Here is a 21,299-nt window from a genome sequence, read left to right on the forward strand (position 1 = left end):
CTAACTCGTCTAGGCGCTAATTTAGGCACTGATCTTTTGCCACGCATTAATTTTTGGGTGCGCAATACGGCGCATATTTGAAGGACGCCAAAATAACGCCTCACCTGGAGCCAATACTATATAACCACCTAGCGCACACTGCTCTGACAGCTTGTTAAGAATATCTCGCTGATCAAATTTACGAAAATATAGCAGCATATTTTGGCAGATGATGACCTGCTGCAGATCGGACGTAGGTGGTTCTTGACCGATAATATTGTGTAAAGCAAAGCTAACATACTGCTGTAAAGTTGGCACGATTTGCCAATGTGCTTGAGTGTCGTTAATAGTATTTTCTACTATAGATGACTCAAAAACAGTCGATTGATCGGGTACAGTTTCAGAATGTAATGGGTAAATAAACTGCTGACAGCTTGACGGAATCAATGCTTTTTGACGTTTGTCATATTGTGCCAAACGTGCTTTCGTAATTGCTTTTTGGCTGACATCCGTACCCAATACAGCGTAACTGACCAGCTGCTTCGATGCCAAACTCATGGCAAGCGACCAAGTCTCCTGCCCACTGGCACAACCAACACTCCAAATACGAAACGTCTCATCAATACTGTCATCTGTTAGCCTCAGTCGCTGATGTCGCAAGGCGTACTCTGTAATGAAGTCTATAGAAGGCATATGACGAAAGAAGCGACTTTCATCAATCAGCACTTTGTCCAATAATTGCTGGCGCAGCGCATCATTGCTTGGCAGTTGACGCCATAATTGCAAAATCGATAGTCCATGCGCGGCAGCCGTACGGTCAATCGCATTTGCCAACCACTGTCGTTGGATAGGAGGTAAAACAAAGCCAATCTCTTGCTCTATATAACGCTGCCATTGCTGTGTATCAAAGGCATTAACTTGCCCTAAGACTGTCACCAAATCGGGATTGGCTTTATCGACTACACTAACGTCTTGTTGAGTATGCTTATCCACGTGACCTGCTATTATTACTGCTGCCCAGCATCACTACTAGAGCAGCACTTTGATTAACATCTCAAGATAACAAAACCCTAAGCTTGATGACTAATTATGATACTCACTTATTGCGCATTCGCTAATTATTAAGCGTTGGCCAATAGGTTTTCTTCATTTTCTAACTGCTCATCATCGTTCGATACTTTGAAACCAGTCACCGACTCTTGAAGGGCAGCAGCCATTTCACTTAGCTCACCAATAGAACGCGCCGTAGCCATCGTACCAGATGAGGTTTGTGAGGTAATGTCTTGAATGATATTCATCGTGTGAGAGATATGTCCAGCAGACTCAGCCTGTTGCTGGGCGGCATTTGAGATGTTTTGAATCAGATCTGCCAAGGTATTAGAAACGCTCTGTACCTCTTCTAGTGCTTCACCAGCATCTTTGGCCAAACGTGCACCGCGTACAACCTCAGAGGTCGTGGATTCCATTGACATCACAGCTTCGTTGGTATCTGCCTGAATGGTTTTTACCAGTGTTTCAATCTGTTTGGTGGCATTGGCTGAACGCTCAGCGAGACGTTGAACTTCATCAGCAACTACCGCGAAACCTCGACCAGCCTCCCCTGCCATTGACGCCTGAATGGCCGCATTCAATGCCAATACGTTGGTCTGATCCGCAATATCATTAATCAATCCAACGATATCACCAATCTCTTGCGAAGATTCACCAAGGCGTTTGATACGCTTTGACGTCTCTTGAATCTGATCGCGAATAACGTTCATCCCTTCAATAGAGCGCTGTACAACCTCCGCCCCATTATAAGAGATAGCAACCGAGCGCTGAGCAACTGTTGCAGACTCTGCCGCATTGTTTGAAACTTGGTCAATCGAGACAGTCATCTCATTAATTGCTGCGGATACACCAGCGATTTCTTGCGCTTGGTTTTCCGAGGCTTCAGCAAGCTCAACCGCATTCATCTGCGTCTGGTCTGAGGACTGTGAAACGCGATCAGCAGTACTGTTGATAACCAGTACCAATTGACGTAATTGGTCAATGGCGAAGTTTACCGAATCAGCAATCGCCCCAGTGAAATCCTCTGATACAGTCGCATTGACCGTCAAATCACCGTCTGCCAAATCACCCAATTCATCAAGCAAACGCAAAATTGCAATCTGGTTGCGCTCATTCTCTTCTTGAATTTGGCGAGCACGCTCGGATTCTGCTTCTGCTTCTTGACGACGACGCAATGTCTCTTTTTCGATGAGTAGACGCTCTGAGCCGCCACGCTGACTAAGTAACTTATATAAGGCAAATAGAATACCGGCAACACCTACTACAAATATAATCACTGGCAATACTACTGATTGATTAAAATCAGGCAGATATTGACTTACTGATGACAATGAATTGACTAGCCAAATTAGACAGACCACGGTCAATAAAGCAAAAAACCCCAATAATAATTTCCAAATATTATTGGCGTCTTTAACCGTGTGCGTTGTTTTGCTATTGCCAGTTACAGAGTTCTTTATAACATCACTCATCTTGCGTATCCCTTTCGAACAATCGTCAAAGTCTTATCGTGACTGACTCCGACAATCATATTGTTATCGAAACAATAGTGATTAGCAAAGCCTGTATGAATGCTGACATACAACTGTATTATGTCAGTCGGTGTTTCTTTTCATCGTGCTAGCAGGCGAGTATTTCATGGCAGCAAATACCGTATGAAAGACCGTTATAGCGCTGCATCAGCATACTGCAAATCTTGCACTAACAAGCTTGGCATAAAAATATACCAATCTTGTTCATCTTTAAAAAACTTGCCATGGTTATAAGGAGAGAATGGCGAGTTATATTCAAGCGTTTCTGGGCGATATTCATCACGAGTAAATTGCTCGATACCAAGTACTTGATCGACAAGTAATCCTGAAAACACATTATCATGATCGATCACAATAACCTTGCGTTGGCTCATTTGCGCCAACCGACTAGGAACCTGCAAAAACTCAGACAAATCCGTCAGTGGTAATAGGCGTCCGCGAATGTTGGCGATGCCAATCATCCAAGGCTTTACTAAGGGCAGACTGGTGAATTCTGGCATAGTGAGTATTTCTGAGACTTGACCCATTGGTGCCACCAAGCGCTGACCACCAATCTCAAATACCACACCCTGCCAGTCGGATTCTTGTCCACCGTGACGGCCACTTTTACGTGCGCGTGCCAAATCTGCGAAACGCAGAAGCTCAATAAACCCTTTGGAAGCCACAAGTTACCCCATTACTTTGCGAATAATATTAACCAAACCATTTTCGTCAACTGGCTTGGTTATATATTCTTTAGCGCCTTGGCGCTTACCCCAAACACGATCCGTTTCTTGATTTTTGGTACTAATCATAATGATAGGAATATGCGATGTTGTTTTGCCACGAGTTATCTTGCGAGTAGCTTGAAAACCATTCATTTCAGGCATCACCACATCCATCAAGATGACATCTGGTAAATGATCAGTTGCCATTTGACAGCCTTGCTCACCATTGGTTGCTTCAAGCACCTGATAGTTGTTTTTTGCAAGCATGTCGCGAAATTTCGCCATCTCTGATGGCGAGTCGTCAATGACTAAAATAGTAGCCATGGAAATTTCCTTTATTTTCGATGATATCCGTTGGGATATATTATTGAGACAAATCTATTAAAAATAATGCCTAACACTTTCGAGGGCAGCACTATTTCCACGATGATATATATAAAGTAGTAAATACTAAACAATACTGTTGTGATCGTCACTGAGCTATTTCTAACACGGCTATTTAATTAACCTGAAATCTTAATTCATGGAACAGTCACGACAGCTATAGTTGTTTTTTGTATGACAGTCTTCTTAGCCACTTGCACTAGCCGTACCGCTGCACATATAAAGCATACCAATATGACTGTCTAATTATCAGTTTTATAAAATGGTTGGTTATTAACGGTACTGATTGATTGCTTCAAAAAGCTCATCTTTGCTAAAGGGTTTAGTCAAATACTCATCTGAACCGACAATACGTCCACGCGCCTTGTCGAATAAACCATCTTTAGATGACAGCATAATCACCGGCTTACTGGCATAATCAGGGTTGTTTTTGATCAATGCACAAGTCTGATAGCCATCCAAGCGTGGCATCATGATATCAACAAAAATGATATCGGGATTGTTGTCAACAATCTTGGCTAAAGCATCAAAACCGTCAATAGCGGTTACGACTTCGCAGCCAGCTTTTTGCAATAAAGTCTCTGCCGTACGGCGAATGGTTTTTGAGTCATCGATAACCATGACCTTCAGACCCTCAAAATTATTTTCCATTATCATTATCCTATGAATGACTATTTATTCGTAGCGCTATCTGTCAGTGCAAAATTTTAACAGTTATTCCAATTTATAAAATGGCTTATTCTTGGATTGATATGAACGACTAAGTTTGCATTTTACGCTGTCATAATAGCTAACATGTTCTTTATCAGTATTGTCTATCAAGCATGACGTTACCTTCAGTTACTATACGCACTTTATCGTCAATTATCTTCGTAAATTAATTTCTAATCTGAGTTTAACTTACGAAGATAATTATCAGATTTTATGACCATCACTAGGGCGTGTCCTCATTTTGAAAATAATAATAAAAATGAGATAAATACTTAAATGGGAGGTCATATAGCTAAGAAGTCATGTGGCTAACAAGCGTCTTACTGTATAAAACCGCCTATATGACCAATCATTTTTCTTATGTAAATTTCAAACCTGTCAAAATTAACAGGCATAATCGTTATAAATACAAACAATTTAACGGGCATAACACTCATCAAAGAAGTGTGGTAAGAATCTAACATTGGGTAGAAGCAACAGTTATCTTACCGAATCATCTTCATTTGTGATAAATATGTATCACTGTATTTTAATATGTTCGTTTTAGCACAGTTACTCGTTGTTTTCCAGTTATTTAGTGAATTTATGTTCAAATTAATCATCGGTTTAGCAAAAATACTCTGATTATGACTCTTCCTCTTCCAGTCATGCGTTTGAAATCAATAACTCTGTCTCGTTGCGTAAATATCGCACTATTATTTGCCCTCGCCCCGATTCACTATATAATAAACCAATGTTTATGAGGGCAATTGGTATGAGAGTTTTTATAGGTCTAAAAAATAGTGCGTATTTATGCAGTGCTTTATTATTGCTTGCTGCCTGTCAGCCCTCGCCCCCTACTGATGAGCCTGTGACCGCTGAAAATAGTGAGACGGTAGAGACACCCATTATCATTGATGACGATAGCGTTACCATGACGCCTGATCATATTTTAAGTATAAAGCCATCACGCTATCAGCCCAGCATAGGACTCCAAGGCCGTATTGAACCAATCAAGAAGACCCAGTTCACCGCAGCAAAAGCGCTCACTGTCCAGCAGGTATTGGTAGAAGAAAATCAATGGGTAGAAAAAGGCACGCCACTGTTAATTGTCCAGCGTCAGGAAGCAGCTAGTAAACCCACAGAGTCAGCGACTACCTCAACGGCTGAGAATACAGAATTTGCAACATCAGAACAATCTACACAAAATAGTAAAACACAGAACAAGACTGATAACCCAAACCGAACAACGAAGCCGACACCGACATCGAGAAAGGCTAATGAAAATAACGCTGAAGCACCTCAGTCTAGCGGCGATAAAACTAGCGCTGATAAAAATAATGTAATAGCCAGAAAAAATGCACCTGCTAGTACCAAACCATCCTACAAACTGATGACGGTGCGTGCCAGCTTCTCAGGACGTGTCGAAAAGCTGTATGCCGAAGCTGAACAAAAAGTGGACGCACGCCAACCACTTTTGCAGCTCAGTGATGAAACTGAATTACATTTCATCGGCATTGTACCTATTCAAGCTGAGCCTCAGCTTTCTGTCGGACAGACGGTCAATTTTACCGCTGAAGGCATGTCGGATAAGTTTACTGGACAAGTTAGCAGGTTGACGGCAACAGTTCAGCCCAAACAGCTTTTGGTTCATGTAAATGTCGTCAATAATGAAATCAGTCGCGAGAAATTACAGCCCGATATGCAAGTGACGGGGCGTGTCAATTATGGTCAGATCGATGTCGGTACGATTGTCCCCGAACGCGCGTTACATGACGTTGACTTAACAGAGTTGCAGCGCCCACCCTATAAACCGTTAAGACCCTTGAGCGCCAATGTATGGATTATTAAGCAAGACCAACGCCTAACTCGTCAGCCAGTTGAGGTCGTCGAATACGATCCTATTACCAAGCAGTATTTAATTGCAGGCATTAGCAATGACAGTTTAATTTGTCTTGCCGACTTAACCATTGAATCTAAAGGCAAAAAAGTAGTGGTTTCTTAGAGAGCAGTAGAGACAGTTACATTGTGTAGAAACATTAACAAAGCGTGTCTTGTTTAGTCACGTGCTAATTAGGCAATATAGTATTATTACTTTGTCTTATATTGACTGAAAGCTTAATCATGTTTTTTTAACCCTATCTTAACGGTCAATGTCTTATGATTAAGGACAATAACGATTTAGAAGCACTTAGATTTAGAAGCACTTAGATTTAGGATAGTATAGATATCGAGGCGCGCTAGAATTTTAATAAAAAGCGATTTCTTGACAAACCATAACAACAACTAGAGGACAAGCTATGAGTAAGCAGATTTTGTTAATTGAAGATGATCCAGATTTAGCAGAACTAATCAGCGACTATCTGACCATGAATTACTATGATGTGCATCATGCAGGACTTGGTCAAGAAGGTCTGGAGTTGCTAGACACCAAAGAGCGCGGTATTGACTTGGTGGTTCTTGATTTGATGCTACCTGATATGGATGGCATGCAGGTTTGCCAAAAGATACGCGGTAACAAAAACAATATGACCAATAAAGTGCCGATCATCATGCTAACGGCAAAAGGCGATACTACCGATCGCGTATTGGGTCTTGAGATGGGCGCTGATGACTATATCTCTAAACCATTCGAGCCACGTGAACTATTGGCACGGATACGAGCGGTCATTCGTCGTCACGAGCAGCCAAATCAAGCAGACAGTCAATCAGACAGTTTGACCTTTGGCCGTCTCAGTGTGTTCCCTGATAGCCACGAAGTAACGATCGATGAGCTGCCCGTGCGTTTGACGACGCATCAGTTTCAATTGCTGCACTACTTTGCCACCCATTCTGGTAAGGTACTGAATCGTGAGCAATTGTGGCAAGCCATGCCAAATGATGACAGTTCAGACAATATTGATCGTGCTATCGATGTTCATATCTCACGCTTACGTGCCTTGATCGAAGACAATCCACGCCAACCAAAGCGTATTATTACTGTACGCGGTGTCGGTTATCAGTTTGCTACCGATCAGGTTTAATCTTAAATGGCTCGATATACAATTAATCGAGCCTGTTGCCATAGTTTGGATTAAATCAGACGAATGGCGTGATATGAATTGATACGAGCATCTGACAATAGAGATGGTTTAATGCAGCAACTGGGTTTTCGCTCCGTATTTGCCAAGTTATTTGCCAGCGTGATGCTGGCACTTACCTTATTTGCAGTCGCCATGGTGCTATTGACACAGCTGGTGCATGACAAAGATGCGGGTATCCGCTCAGAAGTATTGGCTACACAGATTTTGGGTCAAATTGATCCTTTTTTGCATGAGCTGAATATCTCCATTAGTAAGGACAACCGTTTACAGTCACGCTTTATGCTGGCTGTAGTCAAAAAAAGCTTTGATATCTTTGATGAATCCTTACAAGCAAAGATGGGGTTATACGACAACGAAGGTCGTTTGCTTATGCAGACTGACAATAGTGACTTGCCGTTAGTGCTACCGCCCACTCCCTCTTTATTTTCACAAGTTTTTCCATCCCTTTCAGACACCTCCCCTACCAAACAGGCTCAAGTGTATAGCAGCACTGGTTATACGTTGCTGTACGAATCACGCTTGCCGCCAAAAAAACCCGTGCTGTCCGCTGCCTTAAATTTATTTACTGGTACCCTATTGCTGCTATTAATTATGGCAGGCGTTCTATGGTTGATTGCTCGCACTATGACGTGGCGTATCAATCAGATGAGCCAGCAAATGACCCAATTGGGTGATGGTGATTTTACGGTAAGAGTCAATGCACGTGGTAACGATGAAATTGCTTCGTTAGCACGCGGCTTTAACCAAGCGGCGCAAAAAATTGAGCACCTTATTAATGCCAACAATCTGCTGTTGGCGCATGCCTCTCACGAGCTGCGTACGCCGATTACCCGTATCCGCCTACAAATCGAGATGATGGATATGCTGGCAAATGCGATGCCAACAGATACCAAAGCAAAATTCGATAAACGTGCGCAAGCGATCAACCGAGATTTGTCGGGGCTTAATGATTTGGTTGAAAGCATCTTATTGGTGAGTCGCTTAGATGCTGGTCATGTCATGCAGCAAGTCGAGCATTTAGATTTGTATGACTTAGTGAATCAAGAGCGTCAGCATTATCCTGAAGCCACTTTGATAGGTGAACATATCGTCATTGATGGTCAGGCACCGATGTTGACCCATCTCATTCGCAACCTCTTAACCAATGCCATGCTACATGGTAAGCCACCGGTTACCGTCTTGATCTATGGCATTCAGACTGTTGATGAAGCCGATATCATTCCAGATTATTTGCTGCAAACAGTGGTGTGTAGTAGCTTTGCTGATTATAACAGTTCAGATTTTGACCATTATGATGAATCACAAGCCTCTGATAACTTAACACAGCAAACGTCGGCACAACTTAACGAAATTTCTAATGGGTCTCCTACAACCAATAATGACAAAGACAAATCAGAAAAAGTAGCCGCGCTAATCACACTACCAGCACCGCCGATTTATCGAAATGGTGAGAGCATTGTGCTTGATAATAACGATGCTGATGATGACAGTTCAAATGTGGATGTAACTGACGTCATCACTGACAACACTAAAATAACTGACATGACTGGGCTAGAAACTGGCACCTCAGCAACAGACGCTAGCAATTGTGCCGATGTTGAAGAAAATGCTGCTAGAAATACTATAATCAATGACAATGCGGTCAACGTTAATTCAGAATCGTCCCTAATCGCCAACTACCAGAGTTTTACCACGGAACTGACTGAGAAAATCAAAAAAGTCATGTGGAAAGCCGTTCCTGACAGTAAAAAATCTGTAGAAATCAGTAGTAATAACGAAGCAATTATTAATAACCAAGCGACCAGTAAATCCACTGATGCGCTATTAAATGATAATATTCAATCTCGGAAAACTAATAAATTAACGACCGATGAAACTGTTAGCAAAGATGATATTAAAGACAATGCTCAAAGCGAGAGCGAGACGCCGACCACAGCACGTAAAGAAAATTTATTCACTAAACACATGAAAAAAGCCAAAGCCGAACCAATACGCCCGCTACCAAAATACGTGGTCTTGGCGGTCATTGATGAAGGCGAAGGTATTCCTGAAGACAAACGCGAAGAAGTCTTTAGCCCATTCGTGCGCTTGCAGCAAAAGAACAAAGGCTCAGGTTTGGGCTTATCCTTGGTATCGCAAATCGTCACTGCTCACCAAGGGCGTATCGTGACTGATACTATCAATGGTCACACCAGATTTTTGGTCGTTATACCCGTAAAGCAAGATCCACATTATAACTATCACGACAATAACCACTAGCACGATAATCATCACTAGCAACTGGCAGAACATCCTTTACCCTGCTGGTCATAACCTCCTTCTCATACAGCAACTTAAATTTTCCAGATAGCTTATAACTAATAACCATTAGTCATAAGCCGTTCACGGATGTGCATATCCAAAACATTACATAATATGCTATATTACCGCCCCTTATTGCATTGTTAATGGTAGCGACCATCCACTTTGACGCTGTCATTAGTAAGTTGCAGCCCAATTATTCTATAACCATCATAAACCTATTAAATTTTGAGCCCTCCATGAGTGACATGATTGTCTTAAACGATGTGACCAAAAGTTTTTTAAGCGACCGATCAATCAAAGATAAAGACGGTAAGCCGCATTGGTTTACCGCTGTCGAACCGACTTCATTGTCTGTTCAGCAAGGTGAAATTTTTGGTCTGATGGGCTACTCAGGCGCAGGGAAATCTACCCTTTTGCGTTTGATTAACTTACTTGAACGTCCAGATTCTGGTCAAGTAGTGATAGATGGTACTGATTTGACCACCTTGTCTGCCAGTGATTTGCGTATTGCCCGTCACAACATTGGTATGATTTTTCAGCAATTTAATCTGATGTCCAATCGTACCGTCTTTGATAACGTAGCATTTAATTTGACCGTTGCTGGTTATCCCAGTCGCAATGTTCACAAACGAGTGATGGAATGTCTTGAGATTGTTGATTTGATCGATCGTGCTGGCCACTATCCTGCGCAGCTATCGGGTGGACAAAAACAGCGTGTTGGTATTGCCCGCGCGATTGCGCCCAGCCCCAAAGTATTATTGGCCGATGAGCCGACCAGTGCGCTTGATCCTGCGACGACGCGCAGTCTACTGACCTGTCTACGTGATATCAACGAACAACTTGGCGTCACCATTGTCATTGTGACTCATGAGATGAGCGTCATTCGTAGGCTCTGTCATCGTGCAGCACTACTACACCAAGGACAATTACTTGAAGTGGCAGATATTCGCGATGGTCTTATTCAGGCCACTACTCCGATTGGCAAAGGCTTAGTGCACGAAGACTAATGAGGCAGGAGAAACACATATGTTAACTGGTACTGAATTATCTGCTTCAATCGATAAACTGTTGGTGCTGCGCAAAGAAATTATAAGTGCCTTTATCGATACCTTTGTTATGCTTGGTATTTCTACAACAGTCGCCATTGTCATTGGCGGACTGTTTGGCATATTCTTATTTTTGTCCAGTGATCGACAGTTTTTGCAAAACAAAACCCTCTACGGGGTACTTGGCGGCATCACCAATTTTATGCGCGCTTTCCCGTTTGTGATTTTGATGATTGCCATGAGCCCATTTACTAAAGCCATCGTCGGCACAGGTATTGGACCCATCGCCGCATCGCTAGTACTCGCGATTGCAGGTTCGTTCTACTTTGCCCGTCTGGTCGAGCAAAACTTACGTGAAGTGCCACGCGGTATTATTGAAGCAACCGAGTCTATGGGTGCACGACCTTTTACTATCATAAAAGTTTTACTAAACGAAGCGCGCTCAGGATTGGTGCTATCAGTGACCATCCTCTGTATCAGTCTGCTGTCTTATTCAGCGGCGGCTGGTATGATCGGTGGTGGCGGTTTGGGTGATTTGGCCATTCGTTATGGCTATTATCGCTATCAAACTGAAGTGATGATTTTTATCGTGATTGTATTATCAATCATGGTTATCTCAATCCAAGCCTCTGGCAATTGGCTCGCCAATCGTTTAGATAAACGTTAAACCGCTTTAGAGAATACTTGACATCACGAGCGACTAGGTTTATTTTTGGCCATACTCAACCCTTATCTCAGCGCTTATACCAAAAAGCAGCATTACTATTGATAATGTTGCTTTTTTAATTTTCAGACGATAAACGTTTTACTCAATCCCATTCATTAAAGGACATATTATGAAATTAACAGATATCAGCCGTCAGTTAGCGACCGCATTTGCCGCTGTTGGTGTATCAGGCTTGGTCTTAGTCGGTTGCAGCAATTCATCAGCACCAGAAGCGACCAAAGAGCCAGTTACCGAAGGGTCAACTGCAGAGACTGCCGCTAGCGATATCGATCCTGACCATACCAAAATCATTATCGGTACCACTGAAGGCGACTTTGCTGATATGGTTCGTAACCAAGTAAAAAGCACGCTTGAAGCTCAAGGTTATGAAGTTGAGTTGATTGCTTTTACTGACTATGTCCGTCCTAACCTTGCGTTGGCTGAAGGTGATTTGGATATCAATATTTTCCAGCATAAGCCTTACCTTGATACCTTCAAAAAAGAAAACAACCTTGACCTAGTTGAAGTATTCCAAGTGCCAACAGCACCACTTGGCATCTATTCAGGTAAAAAGACCAGCCTTGATGCTGCTTTTAAAGGTATGAGTGTTTCTGCACCAAACGATCCAAGTAACTTTGCTCGTGCTTTGGTCATGATGAATGATCTTGGCTGGATTAAGCTAAAAGACGACATCGATCCATTGACTGCGTCAAAAGCTGATATCGCTGACAACAGCAAATACGACATCGAAATCATTGAACTAGAAGCTGCCCAACTACCACGCGCGCGTGATGAAGTTGACTTTGCAGTTATCAATGGTAACTATGCTACTGACGCTGGTATCAAACTGACTGAAGCCTTGTTCCAAGAGCCTAGCTTTGCTTACGTCAACTGGTCAGCGATTAAATCAGCGGATACTGGTAAAAAATGGGTTGAAGACGTAACCAATGCTTATAATTCTGAAGCCTTTAAAAAGTATGCTCATGATACTTTCCCTGGTTATAAGTACCCAAAAATCTGGGGCGCTGATCACGGTGCAAACACAGATACCGCGACAGAATCTGCACCAGTAGAAGCTGCTGCTCAATAATTTTTAGATCAAAAAATACCTGAACATATAGGTATCATGCTAATGACGAACGCCCATTGCTGAATAGTAATGGGCGTTTTTTATGGCCTCAACTTTGTGATTATTACTCTTTTAAACCTGTCTCTAGTGGTTACCAGTTACTAAAAATGACGTTACAGCCTGTTTGCCCTTTGTAGGAAAGCGTCACCTACTCTATCGTACTGCCCTTCTTTTCCTTATAGTAAGTGCAGTTGAATCGGTTCTGGCTCTCTATATGATCATTTTTAGAAATAGAGTCTGAGCCTATGAACCGAATGCTAATGAACTGAATAAAGTCATCAACTAATTAATATGAAAACTTGCACATAAGGATAATAATATGAGTTCAAAAAATTATAATATTCGTACTGCTGGACAAGCAAACATTCCGGTATTAGGTCTTGGTACTTGGCAGTCAACCGGTCAAGATTGTATTGATGTTGTCAGCCAAGGTCTTAAAATGGGCTATGAGCATATCGATACCGCCCAAGCTTATGGTAATGAGAAAGAAGTGGGCGAAGGTATTAAGCAATCAGGTATCGCTCGTGACAAATTCTTTTTGACGACAAAGATTTTCCCTGATGATATGAAGTTCGAGCCTGAGAAATTGGTCGCAGCCGCTAAACGCTCTTTAGAAGATTTGGGTACAGATTATGTCGATCTATTGCTCTTGCATTGGCCGGATGACCGTGTCCCTTTATCTGAAACCATTCCTGCCTTGTGCGAACTACAGAAACAAGGTTTGACGCGTCATATCGGGGTCTCTAACTTTAATATTGCTAACATTATTGAAGCCAAGAAATATGCGGATGTACCAATCGTGGTCAACCAAGTTGAGTTTCACCCTTTTATTAAGCAAAATACTTTACAGACTTTTTTAAACAATCACCATATTTTATTGGAAGCTTATTCGCCACTTGCACGCGGTGATGTGTTCGATAATGAGGTTATTAAAGAAATCGCTGATAAGCATAACGTCACGCCAGCACAAATATCATTGGCTTGGATTCTATCAGACAAGCACCGTGTTGCCATTCCGAAGACGTCTAACCCTGACCATTTGCAAGGTAACTTGGATGCAATGAAGGTGCAGTTGAGTGCAGATGAGTTAGAGAAGATTGGCAAACTTGCCAGTAGCGATGGTCGTAAAATTGAGCATCCTGATTACAGCCCTGTATGGGATGATTAAGGTCTAGATAATAAAGATCTGTTAGTACCAAAATTCGTGTAAAAAAAGAGCCGCTAATACATTATTAGCGGCTCTTTTTACTATTGGATTGACTAGAAAATTACTGCTGTAAAGTGTCCGTCTCATGTATCTTTTCAGCAGGATTGTATTGCTCAGAAGAAGGCACTGCACCGCTACGGTTGTTTTCTTTCATTGATTTGGCCACTTCTGGCGGCATATATTTTTCATCATGCTTAGCCAATACCTCCCCTGCCACAAAGGTATCGCCTTGCATTTTACCCGTGGCGACGACGCCTGAGTTTTCAGCAAATAAATCTGGCAAAATACCTTGATAAGTCACAGGTACGGTCGATTGAAAATCAGTAATGGCAAATTCAACATTCAATGGATTGTCTTCTGCGCGTCGGACACTACCCGCAACTACCATGCCGCCCGCCCGTATACGCTTATCTTGGGGTGCTTCACCTTGCGCAATGGCTGTGGCATCGAAATAATAGTCGGTTTGTTGTCCAATGGCATAAATCACCAATACGACGGCGATTGCCGCCCCTGCCAACGTAAACATAACCCACATCAGTTTTTTGCGACGAACTGCGTTCATACCACTACCTCATTGATGAGTCGCTGTTTTGTAGAATATAGACAGCCTATAAAACAGAAAATATTAAAGAAACTACCATTAGAAAAACGTTCTAAAAATGTCTTTCTAATCGTACTCTTCTAATGGCTATATGGTAGCATTTTTCGCATAAATCAATAAGCCCTTAGCAACTGACGAGGTCATATCTTTACAATTGAAAAATCATAATTTTTTGAGCTAAAGCGATGATATTAAAATAATTTTTACATCGGTTGCTTGGTTTTAGGATTAGGGGTTTTAGCCGTACGCTGTGCTTGTCGAGCCTGCTGAATGGTCAGCTGCTTGATAAGGGCCTGTCGCTGCCTGCGACTATAAATGATAAAAGCCAGCATCACGCCAACGGTAATGGCCCAGCATGACCAAACAAAAACACCATGCTTACCCATGGCGAGAAACTCAGATACGCTATAAAAGTAAGGCTGCATAATATTTTCCTAGCCGTTATTTGTTTTGGCGACAATCATTGCAGTCATTTGGCTTGTCCGCGGATATATTCTTTGACCCACGCTTTGCCTTGATCACGATACAAAATCAGCGTGTTGGTACGATAAATCGCTAACGTCGCGACCAATAAATAACTACCAATAATCATTAGTAATAATGGCATCCACATATCCGCTGACATTTTTGGTGCAGCAGTTAAGGTAAAGGTCGAGCCTTGATGTAAGGTGTTCCACCACTGTACCGAATACTTAATAATAGGCAGGTTTACTGCGCCAACAATAGACAAAATAGCGGCGGCTTTACCACGATTGGCCGTATGCTCAAACGCTGCAAATAACGCCATCACACCCGCATACAAAAATGCCAAAATGAGCATAGAGGTCAAACGTGCATCCCAAACCCAGTAAGTACCCCACGTCGGTTTCGCCCAAATAGAGCCCGTGATTAAGCTAACCACACAGAGCAAGAATCCCAGCGGAGCAAGCGCCTGCGCCACTAGACTAGCGGTCTTGATTTTCCAGACTAAATAAATAACCCCGAGCACTGCTAAGGCAAAATAAATAGAAATGGCAATACTGGCAGCAGGCACGTGAATAAAGATAATGCGATAGCTATTGCCTTGCAGATAATCAGGCGGCGCAAAAGCGAGACCCCAGACACTACCGATCAATAGGCAAATACTAGCTAATATTGCCAGCCACTTGACCCAAGGCGAAAAAATACGAAAAAACTGCTTGGTACCCACAGTGGTCAAAAAGCCCTGCCAGATGCGCTGCCACAGGCTAGGAGATGAGACGTTATTCAGGTTGGGCATGGGAATAAACCTATTGGCACAGCGTATTGGTTGGAACTGATATAGCGCATCATGGGCGCGACTATCTGTCAACCTGCTGGCGTTAAACACTGGATAGAATCTACAAGTGATTGTTTGCTTAGTTAGCTGGCTATTATAGCAAAGTTGCCAGTTTTCAACATGCTGTTAATACATTGGGTTTAAATGACTGGGTTTTGATAGTAAAGAAAGTCTACAGTTTAATTGAGCCATGACATTTTTAAGGTCATCGCAATCACCCATGGCATGATTAATACTGAAATAATACTCCCTGCCAATAATAATGCCAGTATCGGTAAGCCATTAAGACCAGTGGCAAATAAATCAACTGCTCCGGTGGCAAAAATCAATACCGGTAACTGCATCGGCAAAGCAATCAAAGGCACTAGCACCGCGCCATTTTTCAATGATAGCGTCAAACTACTGGCAACCGCTGATAACATCAATAGCATCGGACTGCCCGTCACAATAGAAGCCATCAATATCCACGCCTCAAACCAGCTAAGCTGAAACAATGGCACGGCAAGCAAACTCAATGCCGCCACAATACCACTACTAAAAATCCAGTGAATCACCAAACGAATCAACACCCATAACGGCAGCGACGCTTTTGCGACAACCAATTGCGCTAGCGTACCATTATCAAGGGCAGGCTTAAACAAGCCGTCGACACCCATCACCAGTGACAACAGAGCGGCAATCCACACCGCCGACACGCCAAGGCGCTGCAATAGCGCAGGCTCACTACCAACCGCTAGTGGGAATAAAGTAATAATCACTAAGAACAGCACCAAAGGGTACAACCACTGTACCGCCCCTTGCTGCTTCACGTGCCACTCGCGCCGCCATAGCTGCATAAAGCTGATACCGCGCGCAGGTGATACGCTAACGTTTGAGCTTTTATTCGCTACTTGTACTGGATTGTCTGTTTCTATCATTTATTCGCTCTTCTACGGATGCTTGGCACACTTATACTACTTATCACACTTATGCTAACAGCATTCAAACCATATAATCGGACAAATCGAGCACTTGATTGGCCACGCCGACTGCCTGATGACTGGTCATTAATATAACGCCGCCAGCATTGGCAAATTCGCGTAATCTGTCTTCCATCCGCGCCACCATATCGACATCAAGAGCAGTAAAAGGCTCATCAAGTAGCCATAACGGTGTCACTTCAGGGGTCAACAAGTAAAGTCGCGCAAGGGTGATACGGCGAGTTTGTCCAGCAGATAAATGGCTTGAGCTAATCGTCTCAAAGCCTTGCAGTCCGACCCAAGCAAGGGCGTCATCAATATCAGCAACACTTGGGCTAATGCCGTATAAATTCAGCAAAAAAGTCAGATTTTGCGCGACCGTTAGATTGGGATGTATGCCCAACTGATGCGACACATACAAAGGCTGAACAGGCAAACTTGCCAATCCTTGATAATAAACTTGACCTTCCAACACTGGTAATAATCCAGCCAGCTGCATCAGTAGCGTCGTTTTGCCCGTACCATTAGCACCAATCAGATGACAAATACTGCCCGCAGGTAAATCGAGCGCAACGCCTTCACATAAGGGGACTTCACCGCGCTGAACGGTCAGCTCATCAAGCGTAAGTAAGGCGGTATTCAGAGCTGTCATTCAAACCTCTTATTATTTATCAAGCAGCAGTCAATATTCATCACCAACAAATATCATGTTCGTGGCATAATACTTTATGCTTACCCCAACCACACAGTATAACAAATTGTCGATAACTATGACCTCAAAACCTATGCAGACTTCAAAAGATAGCCAAAATTTAGATACGCAAGCGCTAACAATAGATAGCTTAGTCGACGCACAAGTTGCCTTTATGCAGCAATGGTTACGCACGCAAGCAGAACCGCTAAGCATAGAGGCTTGGCAGTGGTTTGCTGCCCAGCCATTGAATAAATATGTCAGCGCCGATGATTTGCAACATCTGATCAACGACTGGCTACTGAACCAACCGATGACGGATGTGATACGTAAAGATATTCGCGATATCTTGCATACGATTATTTATCATCCAGTCAATGACAATGTCCCGTTGTCTGAGCTGGTGGATGACACTCAAGTGCAGACCCTAGCCAATTATGTGGGTAGCCATGAGCAGCAGCGTAATATCTTGATTCATACGCTGGTCGGCAACGAGACTTTTGCAGATTTGCTGACGCAAACGCTCTATCACGCGATCAACGACTTTATGGAAACCACGCTGGATAAAGCGGGCGCTGCTGGCAAACTGATGAAGTTTGGCCGCAGCTCTTTTGAAAAGGCGACCAATAGAAATCTTGATGAAAAACTACAGACGTATTTGCATCGTAATATTAAAGACTTAGCACGTCGTGCAGAAGCCAATGCCCAAGAGCATTTATCAAATGACGAAGTCGCTCGGTTACTAGTAAGCGGTTGGGCAAGAATCAAAGATCAGCCGATCAGCCAACTACAAAATTATTTAAGTGATGAGCCTGGTAATAGTAGTATCGAGCATATCGAAGCCAGCATCCAACAGAGCTACAACCGCCTGCGCATGTCGCCTTATCTGCACAGCCTCGTGTCAGCCAGCATCGATACGTGGTATGCCAACCATCAAGGCGATAGCATGGCAACGGTAGCCGCGAGTTTATATATAGATGAGCAAGCGATGACGCAATTGAGTACCGCTCTATTGCCTGTGGTACATGATGCCATTGAAAGCGAGTGGTTCACAGCGCATATACGTGAGATGTTGCAATCATTTTATGCACAGCCCTCTATCAAAGAGGGTTTGATGTTTAACAATCAGTAACTGACTGTTTTTTACTTAGTGGTCAGTTTTTAATATCATCCATTTACTTGTCAGCACAATACTTATGAGTCAACGTAACAAACTCAGCTTGTGGCAAAAACTCAAACGGTTACTGACTGCCTCAGCACCGCAGTCTGTTGTCGATGGCGCAAACTTGTCGACGCAGTCATCAGCGGCTGACGATGACATTGATCTTGATCTGATGCAGGCCGGAATCTCTAGCGCCAATACTCGTAATAGCGATGAGGCAAATACGGCTGACTCTACTGGCAGTTTTTCCGGTCAGCGTGACAACAAGCCTCACCATAACAATAATGACCACAGCGAGTACCTGCAGGCCAAAGCTCATTTAAACGCAGGGCAACATGAGGGTCATGACACAGGTATTGTCGACTGCCTAAAACAGTACTTTAATGATAAGCAATGGCACTATACTCACTATCGACCCCAAACCAGTGGCGATAAAAGCAGTGACAACCAAACAACGCATCATTTGTCGCTGAGAATGCGTCATAAACAACTGAACTGCGGTTATTTGTTCCGTGTACAAGAAAAAACCAAGCTACTGGCAGTCTATGGAATTTTGCCATTTTTAATACCAGAAAGTCATCAAAGTGCCGCGATGCTACTGATTACTCAGATCAATTACGACATGCTGATTGGTAACCTAGAAATGGATATCAACGATGGCGAGATACGCTATAAGCACGCTGTCGATGTCGAAACCGTCGGTATTAATGACGAAATCATCGAGCATTTACTACAAAGCGTTATTGCAATGACCACTGTGGCGAATGAGCTGTTTAGTGATTTGCTCAATAACCAAGATCCTGCTGAAGACATGCAGACTTTACTAATAGAGCTGCGTCAACAATCAGATTCTAAAACCTTCTTTTTGCCAACGCAGTTTGTTCAGTAATCAACTGATCACAATAGATATTGGCGGTTTTTACAATTTCTCACCAATACCTTACTTTCAAAGCGCTTAAACCTATCTATCCTTAAAACCCCTCTCAACAAAGACATCCTTTAACGCTATGCTCAAAATTGCTTACTCTGATATTTTTAGATATGCCGTGCCTGAAAAGCACCGTTTTCCCATGCAAAAATACACCATGATTCCTGAGCGGCTGTTGGCTGAAGGCACTATCAGTACGGTTAATTTTTTTGCGCCTGCGCGATTAAGCGAAGAGGAGATTTTGACCACTCATACTATGGACTATTGGTATAAGCTTAAAACCCAAACCTTACCGCGCAAGGAAGCACGCCCTATCGGCTTTGAGATGACTGAAGCTTTAGTCGATCGTGGTCGTCATATTGCCCATGCGACTTACGAATGTGCACTTTATGCTCAGCAATATGGCGTGGCGATGAATGTTGCCGGCGGTACGCACCATGCATTTGCCGATCATGGCGAGGGCTTTTGCGTGTTTAATGATGTTTGTATCGCGAGTAATTTATTATTAAATCGTGGACAGGTGCAAAAGATTTTGGTGGTCGATTTGGATGTGCATCAAGGCAACGGCAATGCCAGTATCATGACGAATGAGCCACGGGTTTTTGTGTTTAGCATGCATGGCGCCAAGAATTATCCATTTCGAAAGCAAGTATCAGATTTGGATATTGAGCTAGACAATGATACTGGCGATGCGGAGTATTTACAGATATTAGAGGACACGCTACCGCGCTTAATCAGCGACGTTGCACCAGATATGATCTTTTATCAGTCTGCTGTCGATGTACTGGCGACCGATAAGTTAGGAAAACTTGGGCTGACGATAGAAGGTTGTAAGGCGCGTGATGAATATGTGTTACGCCAAGCAAAAGCCGCTAAAATTCCTATCGCTATCGTCATGGGTGGCGGCTATTCAGAAGATATTGAAGATGTGGTTGAAGCGCACTGCAATACGTTTCGTTTGGCGCAACAGATATTTTTTGATGAAATAACAGAATAACACGCGCATAAAATAGCATTTAAACAGACAGCTGCCTCGCGAGCTATTTTATAAAAATGCCGTAATCCCCTGCCAGCCGATACGAATACCAAGCACTGTAAGTATCAATAAAATAAGCTGACGAAAGCGTGCTTGTGGTAAATAACGACGTAAGCGGATACCAACTAAAAGCGCGGCAATAGATAAAACACTGAGCAAAGTAATCAGCTGCCATTCACCACTGCTGAGCGCCATAATAGGCTCACGCAATACAATGATTTGGGCGATCTTACCTAAGAAATAGCACATATTGCCGACTTTGGCGATGGTGTTCTTATCATCGCTGGCAGACAGTAGATACATCATCAATATGGTCGACATGGCATTGGTCGAGCCACCAATCACACCTGCACTAAAGCCAACGATGATTAATACAGGCTTGGTAGCAGGTAGCCGGAGTTGCTTACCAAGCAAGCTGCTTATGACGTAAAAACCAATAACCGCTGCCAATAGCAATAAAATATAGGCGCTATCGACCCATAGCAAGAGCTTCGCGCCTAGAATACTACCAAGTAAGCTGGTCAACGCCAGTAACCAATAGCGCCTGCCGTAATAGATGAAATTTTGCCAGATTGTGCGCCCGCCACCCGCGAGCCAAGTCATGGCATTAAGCAATAACGAGGGGAAGATAACTAGCACAATGGCATGTGGTAACGGGTAGATGCTAGCAAGCGCAGTGGTCGTCACCAACGTCACACCCAGCCCACTAATACCATGTAGCAACGATGCCAGCGCAAAGATTACTATCAGTAACAACGTCTGGGTGCTATCACTATCCATTATATTAGCCATAAATATTAAGACCTAA

The 21,299-nt window shown here is 43.1% G+C and carries 20 protein-coding genes and 1 pseudogene; 10 read left to right on the forward strand and 11 right to left on the reverse strand.

Annotated features, from left to right (window positions below; translation table 11 throughout):
- Positions 1-21: 21 nt before the first annotated feature.
- The 5 genes and pseudogenes from J5X94_RS05125 to pilG form a co-directional block, all read right to left on the reverse strand.
- Positions 22-972: a CheR family methyltransferase gene (locus tag J5X94_RS05125; protein ID WP_210540468.1), complete on the reverse strand. Its 951-nt coding sequence runs from the start codon at positions 970-972 to the stop codon at positions 22-24.
- A 128-nt stretch (positions 973-1,100) separates the two neighbouring features.
- A pseudogene (locus J5X94_RS05130) lies at positions 1,101-2,147 on the reverse strand (methyl-accepting chemotaxis protein); the annotation flags it as partial.
- Positions 2,148-2,695: 548 nt separating this feature from the next.
- Positions 2,696-3,226, reverse strand: coding sequence for a chemotaxis protein CheW (locus tag J5X94_RS05135; RefSeq protein ID WP_210540470.1), 531 nt, complete (start codon positions 3,224-3,226; stop codon positions 2,696-2,698).
- A gap of 3 nt (positions 3,227-3,229) precedes the next feature.
- Positions 3,230-3,592: a response regulator gene (locus tag J5X94_RS05140; RefSeq protein ID WP_010201622.1), complete on the reverse strand. Its 363-nt coding sequence runs from the start codon at positions 3,590-3,592 to the stop codon at positions 3,230-3,232.
- 333 nt (positions 3,593-3,925) lie between these two features.
- Entirely contained in the window at positions 3,926-4,303 is a 378-nt protein-coding gene (gene pilG, locus J5X94_RS05145) for a twitching motility response regulator PilG (protein WP_010201623.1), read from the reverse strand.
- Between the two features lie 814 nt (positions 4,304-5,117).
- Between pilG and J5X94_RS05150 the strand changes: the two genes are divergently transcribed.
- The 7 genes from J5X94_RS05150 (at position 5,118) to J5X94_RS05180 (ending at position 13,778) form a co-directional block, all read left to right on the forward strand.
- Complete coding sequence (locus J5X94_RS05150) at positions 5,118-6,347, forward strand: efflux RND transporter periplasmic adaptor subunit (RefSeq protein ID WP_210540471.1); 1,230 nt, start codon at positions 5,118-5,120, stop codon at positions 6,345-6,347.
- 295 nt (positions 6,348-6,642) lie between these two features.
- Positions 6,643-7,365, forward strand: a complete 723-nt coding sequence (locus J5X94_RS05155) for a response regulator transcription factor (protein WP_010201627.1) — start codon at positions 6,643-6,645, stop codon at positions 7,363-7,365.
- A 111-nt stretch (positions 7,366-7,476) separates the two neighbouring features.
- Positions 7,477-9,684 (forward strand): sensor histidine kinase, encoded by a 2,208-nt coding sequence (locus J5X94_RS05160; protein WP_210540472.1) that lies wholly within the window; start codon positions 7,477-7,479, stop codon positions 9,682-9,684.
- A 281-nt stretch (positions 9,685-9,965) separates the two neighbouring features.
- Positions 9,966-10,736 carry a methionine ABC transporter ATP-binding protein gene (locus J5X94_RS05165; protein WP_210540473.1) on the forward strand — a complete coding sequence of 257 codons (771 nt, stop codon included), beginning with the start codon at positions 9,966-9,968 and terminating at the stop codon, positions 10,734-10,736.
- A 49-nt stretch (positions 10,737-10,785) separates the two neighbouring features.
- Positions 10,786-11,442, forward strand: coding sequence for a methionine ABC transporter permease (locus tag J5X94_RS05170; protein WP_373299678.1), 657 nt, complete (start codon positions 10,786-10,788; stop codon positions 11,440-11,442).
- A 169-nt stretch (positions 11,443-11,611) separates the two neighbouring features.
- Entirely contained in the window at positions 11,612-12,571 is a 960-nt protein-coding gene (locus tag J5X94_RS05175) for a MetQ/NlpA family ABC transporter substrate-binding protein (RefSeq protein WP_210540474.1), read from the forward strand.
- Between the two features lie 358 nt (positions 12,572-12,929).
- A complete protein-coding gene (locus J5X94_RS05180; protein ID WP_010201635.1) occupies positions 12,930-13,778 on the forward strand; it encodes an aldo/keto reductase in 849 nt (282 codons plus the stop codon).
- A 100-nt stretch (positions 13,779-13,878) separates the two neighbouring features.
- Here the strand turns inward: J5X94_RS05180 and ccmE are convergent, their stop codons facing one another.
- The 5 genes from ccmE to ccmA all read right to left on the reverse strand — a co-directional run bounded on the left by ccmE (position 13,879) and on the right by ccmA (position 17,326).
- Entirely contained in the window at positions 13,879-14,379 is a 501-nt protein-coding gene (gene ccmE, locus J5X94_RS05185; protein WP_210540475.1) for a cytochrome c maturation protein CcmE, read from the reverse strand.
- A gap of 242 nt (positions 14,380-14,621) precedes the next feature.
- Positions 14,622-14,843 carry a heme exporter protein CcmD gene (ccmD, locus tag J5X94_RS05190; RefSeq protein ID WP_210540476.1) on the reverse strand — a complete coding sequence of 74 codons (222 nt, stop codon included), beginning with the start codon at positions 14,841-14,843 and terminating at the stop codon, positions 14,622-14,624.
- A 44-nt stretch (positions 14,844-14,887) separates the two neighbouring features.
- On the reverse strand, positions 14,888-15,676 hold the full coding sequence (ccmC, locus tag J5X94_RS05195; protein ID WP_210540477.1) for a heme ABC transporter permease CcmC: 789 nt from the start codon (positions 15,674-15,676) through the stop codon (positions 14,888-14,890).
- Positions 15,677-15,894: 218 nt separating this feature from the next.
- A complete protein-coding gene (locus J5X94_RS05200; RefSeq protein ID WP_416346166.1) occupies positions 15,895-16,551 on the reverse strand; it encodes a heme exporter protein CcmB in 657 nt (218 codons plus the stop codon).
- A 145-nt stretch (positions 16,552-16,696) separates the two neighbouring features.
- Positions 16,697-17,326, reverse strand: coding sequence for a heme ABC exporter ATP-binding protein CcmA (ccmA, locus tag J5X94_RS05205; protein WP_210540479.1), 630 nt, complete (start codon positions 17,324-17,326; stop codon positions 16,697-16,699).
- Between the two features lie 133 nt (positions 17,327-17,459).
- Between ccmA and J5X94_RS05210 the strand changes: the two genes are divergently transcribed.
- The 3 genes from J5X94_RS05210 to J5X94_RS05220 all read left to right on the forward strand — a co-directional run bounded on the left by J5X94_RS05210 (position 17,460) and on the right by J5X94_RS05220 (position 20,452).
- Positions 17,460-18,497: a hypothetical protein gene (locus J5X94_RS05210; RefSeq protein WP_228293163.1), complete on the forward strand. Its 1,038-nt coding sequence runs from the start codon at positions 17,460-17,462 to the stop codon at positions 18,495-18,497.
- A gap of 64 nt (positions 18,498-18,561) precedes the next feature.
- Positions 18,562-19,416, forward strand: a complete 855-nt coding sequence (locus J5X94_RS05215) for a YbjN domain-containing protein (RefSeq protein ID WP_210540481.1) — start codon at positions 18,562-18,564, stop codon at positions 19,414-19,416.
- A 118-nt stretch (positions 19,417-19,534) separates the two neighbouring features.
- Positions 19,535-20,452 carry a histone deacetylase gene (locus tag J5X94_RS05220; protein WP_210540482.1) on the forward strand — a complete coding sequence of 306 codons (918 nt, stop codon included), beginning with the start codon at positions 19,535-19,537 and terminating at the stop codon, positions 20,450-20,452.
- Positions 20,453-20,500: 48 nt separating this feature from the next.
- Here J5X94_RS05220 and J5X94_RS05225 read toward each other — a convergent pair whose 3' ends face one another.
- Positions 20,501-21,283, reverse strand: coding sequence for a sulfite exporter TauE/SafE family protein (locus J5X94_RS05225; protein ID WP_210540483.1), 783 nt, complete (start codon positions 21,281-21,283; stop codon positions 20,501-20,503).
- Positions 21,284-21,299 lie beyond the last annotated feature (16 nt).

Origin of the sequence: Psychrobacter sp. K31L (assembly GCF_017942195.1) — a bacterium.
Taxonomy (GTDB): domain Bacteria; phylum Pseudomonadota; class Gammaproteobacteria; order Pseudomonadales; family Moraxellaceae; genus Psychrobacter; species Psychrobacter glaciei.

Coding starts and splice junctions, on each gene's coding strand:
- J5X94_RS05140 (WP_010201622.1), bottom strand. CDS start 3,592: ATGGCTACTATTTTAGTCATTGACGACTCGCCATCAGAGATGGCGAAA.
- pilG (WP_010201623.1), bottom strand. CDS start 4,303: ATGGAAAATAATTTTGAGGGTCTGAAGGTCATGGTTATCGATGACTCA.
- J5X94_RS05150 (WP_210540471.1), top strand. CDS start 5,118: ATGAGAGTTTTTATAGGTCTAAAAAATAGTGCGTATTTATGCAGTGCT.
- J5X94_RS05155 (WP_010201627.1), top strand. CDS start 6,643: ATGAGTAAGCAGATTTTGTTAATTGAAGATGATCCAGATTTAGCAGAA.
- J5X94_RS05160 (WP_210540472.1), top strand. CDS start 7,477: ATGCAGCAACTGGGTTTTCGCTCCGTATTTGCCAAGTTATTTGCCAGC.
- J5X94_RS05165 (WP_210540473.1), top strand. CDS start 9,966: ATGAGTGACATGATTGTCTTAAACGATGTGACCAAAAGTTTTTTAAGC.
- J5X94_RS05175 (WP_210540474.1), top strand. CDS start 11,612: ATGAAATTAACAGATATCAGCCGTCAGTTAGCGACCGCATTTGCCGCT.
- J5X94_RS05180 (WP_010201635.1), top strand. CDS start 12,930: ATGAGTTCAAAAAATTATAATATTCGTACTGCTGGACAAGCAAACATT.
- ccmE (WP_210540475.1), bottom strand. CDS start 14,379: ATGAACGCAGTTCGTCGCAAAAAACTGATGTGGGTTATGTTTACGTTG.
- ccmD (WP_210540476.1), bottom strand. CDS start 14,843: ATGCAGCCTTACTTTTATAGCGTATCTGAGTTTCTCGCCATGGGTAAG.
- ccmC (WP_210540477.1), bottom strand. CDS start 15,676: ATGCCCAACCTGAATAACGTCTCATCTCCTAGCCTGTGGCAGCGCATC.
- J5X94_RS05200 (WP_416346166.1), bottom strand. CDS start 16,551: ATGCAGCTATGGCGGCGCGAGTGGCACGTGAAGCAGCAAGGGGCGGTA.
- ccmA (WP_210540479.1), bottom strand. CDS start 17,326: ATGACAGCTCTGAATACCGCCTTACTTACGCTTGATGAGCTGACCGTT.
- J5X94_RS05210 (WP_228293163.1), top strand. CDS start 17,460: ATGCAGACTTCAAAAGATAGCCAAAATTTAGATACGCAAGCGCTAACA.
- J5X94_RS05215 (WP_210540481.1), top strand. CDS start 18,562: ATGAGTCAACGTAACAAACTCAGCTTGTGGCAAAAACTCAAACGGTTA.
- J5X94_RS05220 (WP_210540482.1), top strand. CDS start 19,535: ATGCTCAAAATTGCTTACTCTGATATTTTTAGATATGCCGTGCCTGAA.
- J5X94_RS05225 (WP_210540483.1), bottom strand. CDS start 21,283: ATGGCTAATATAATGGATAGTGATAGCACCCAGACGTTGTTACTGATA.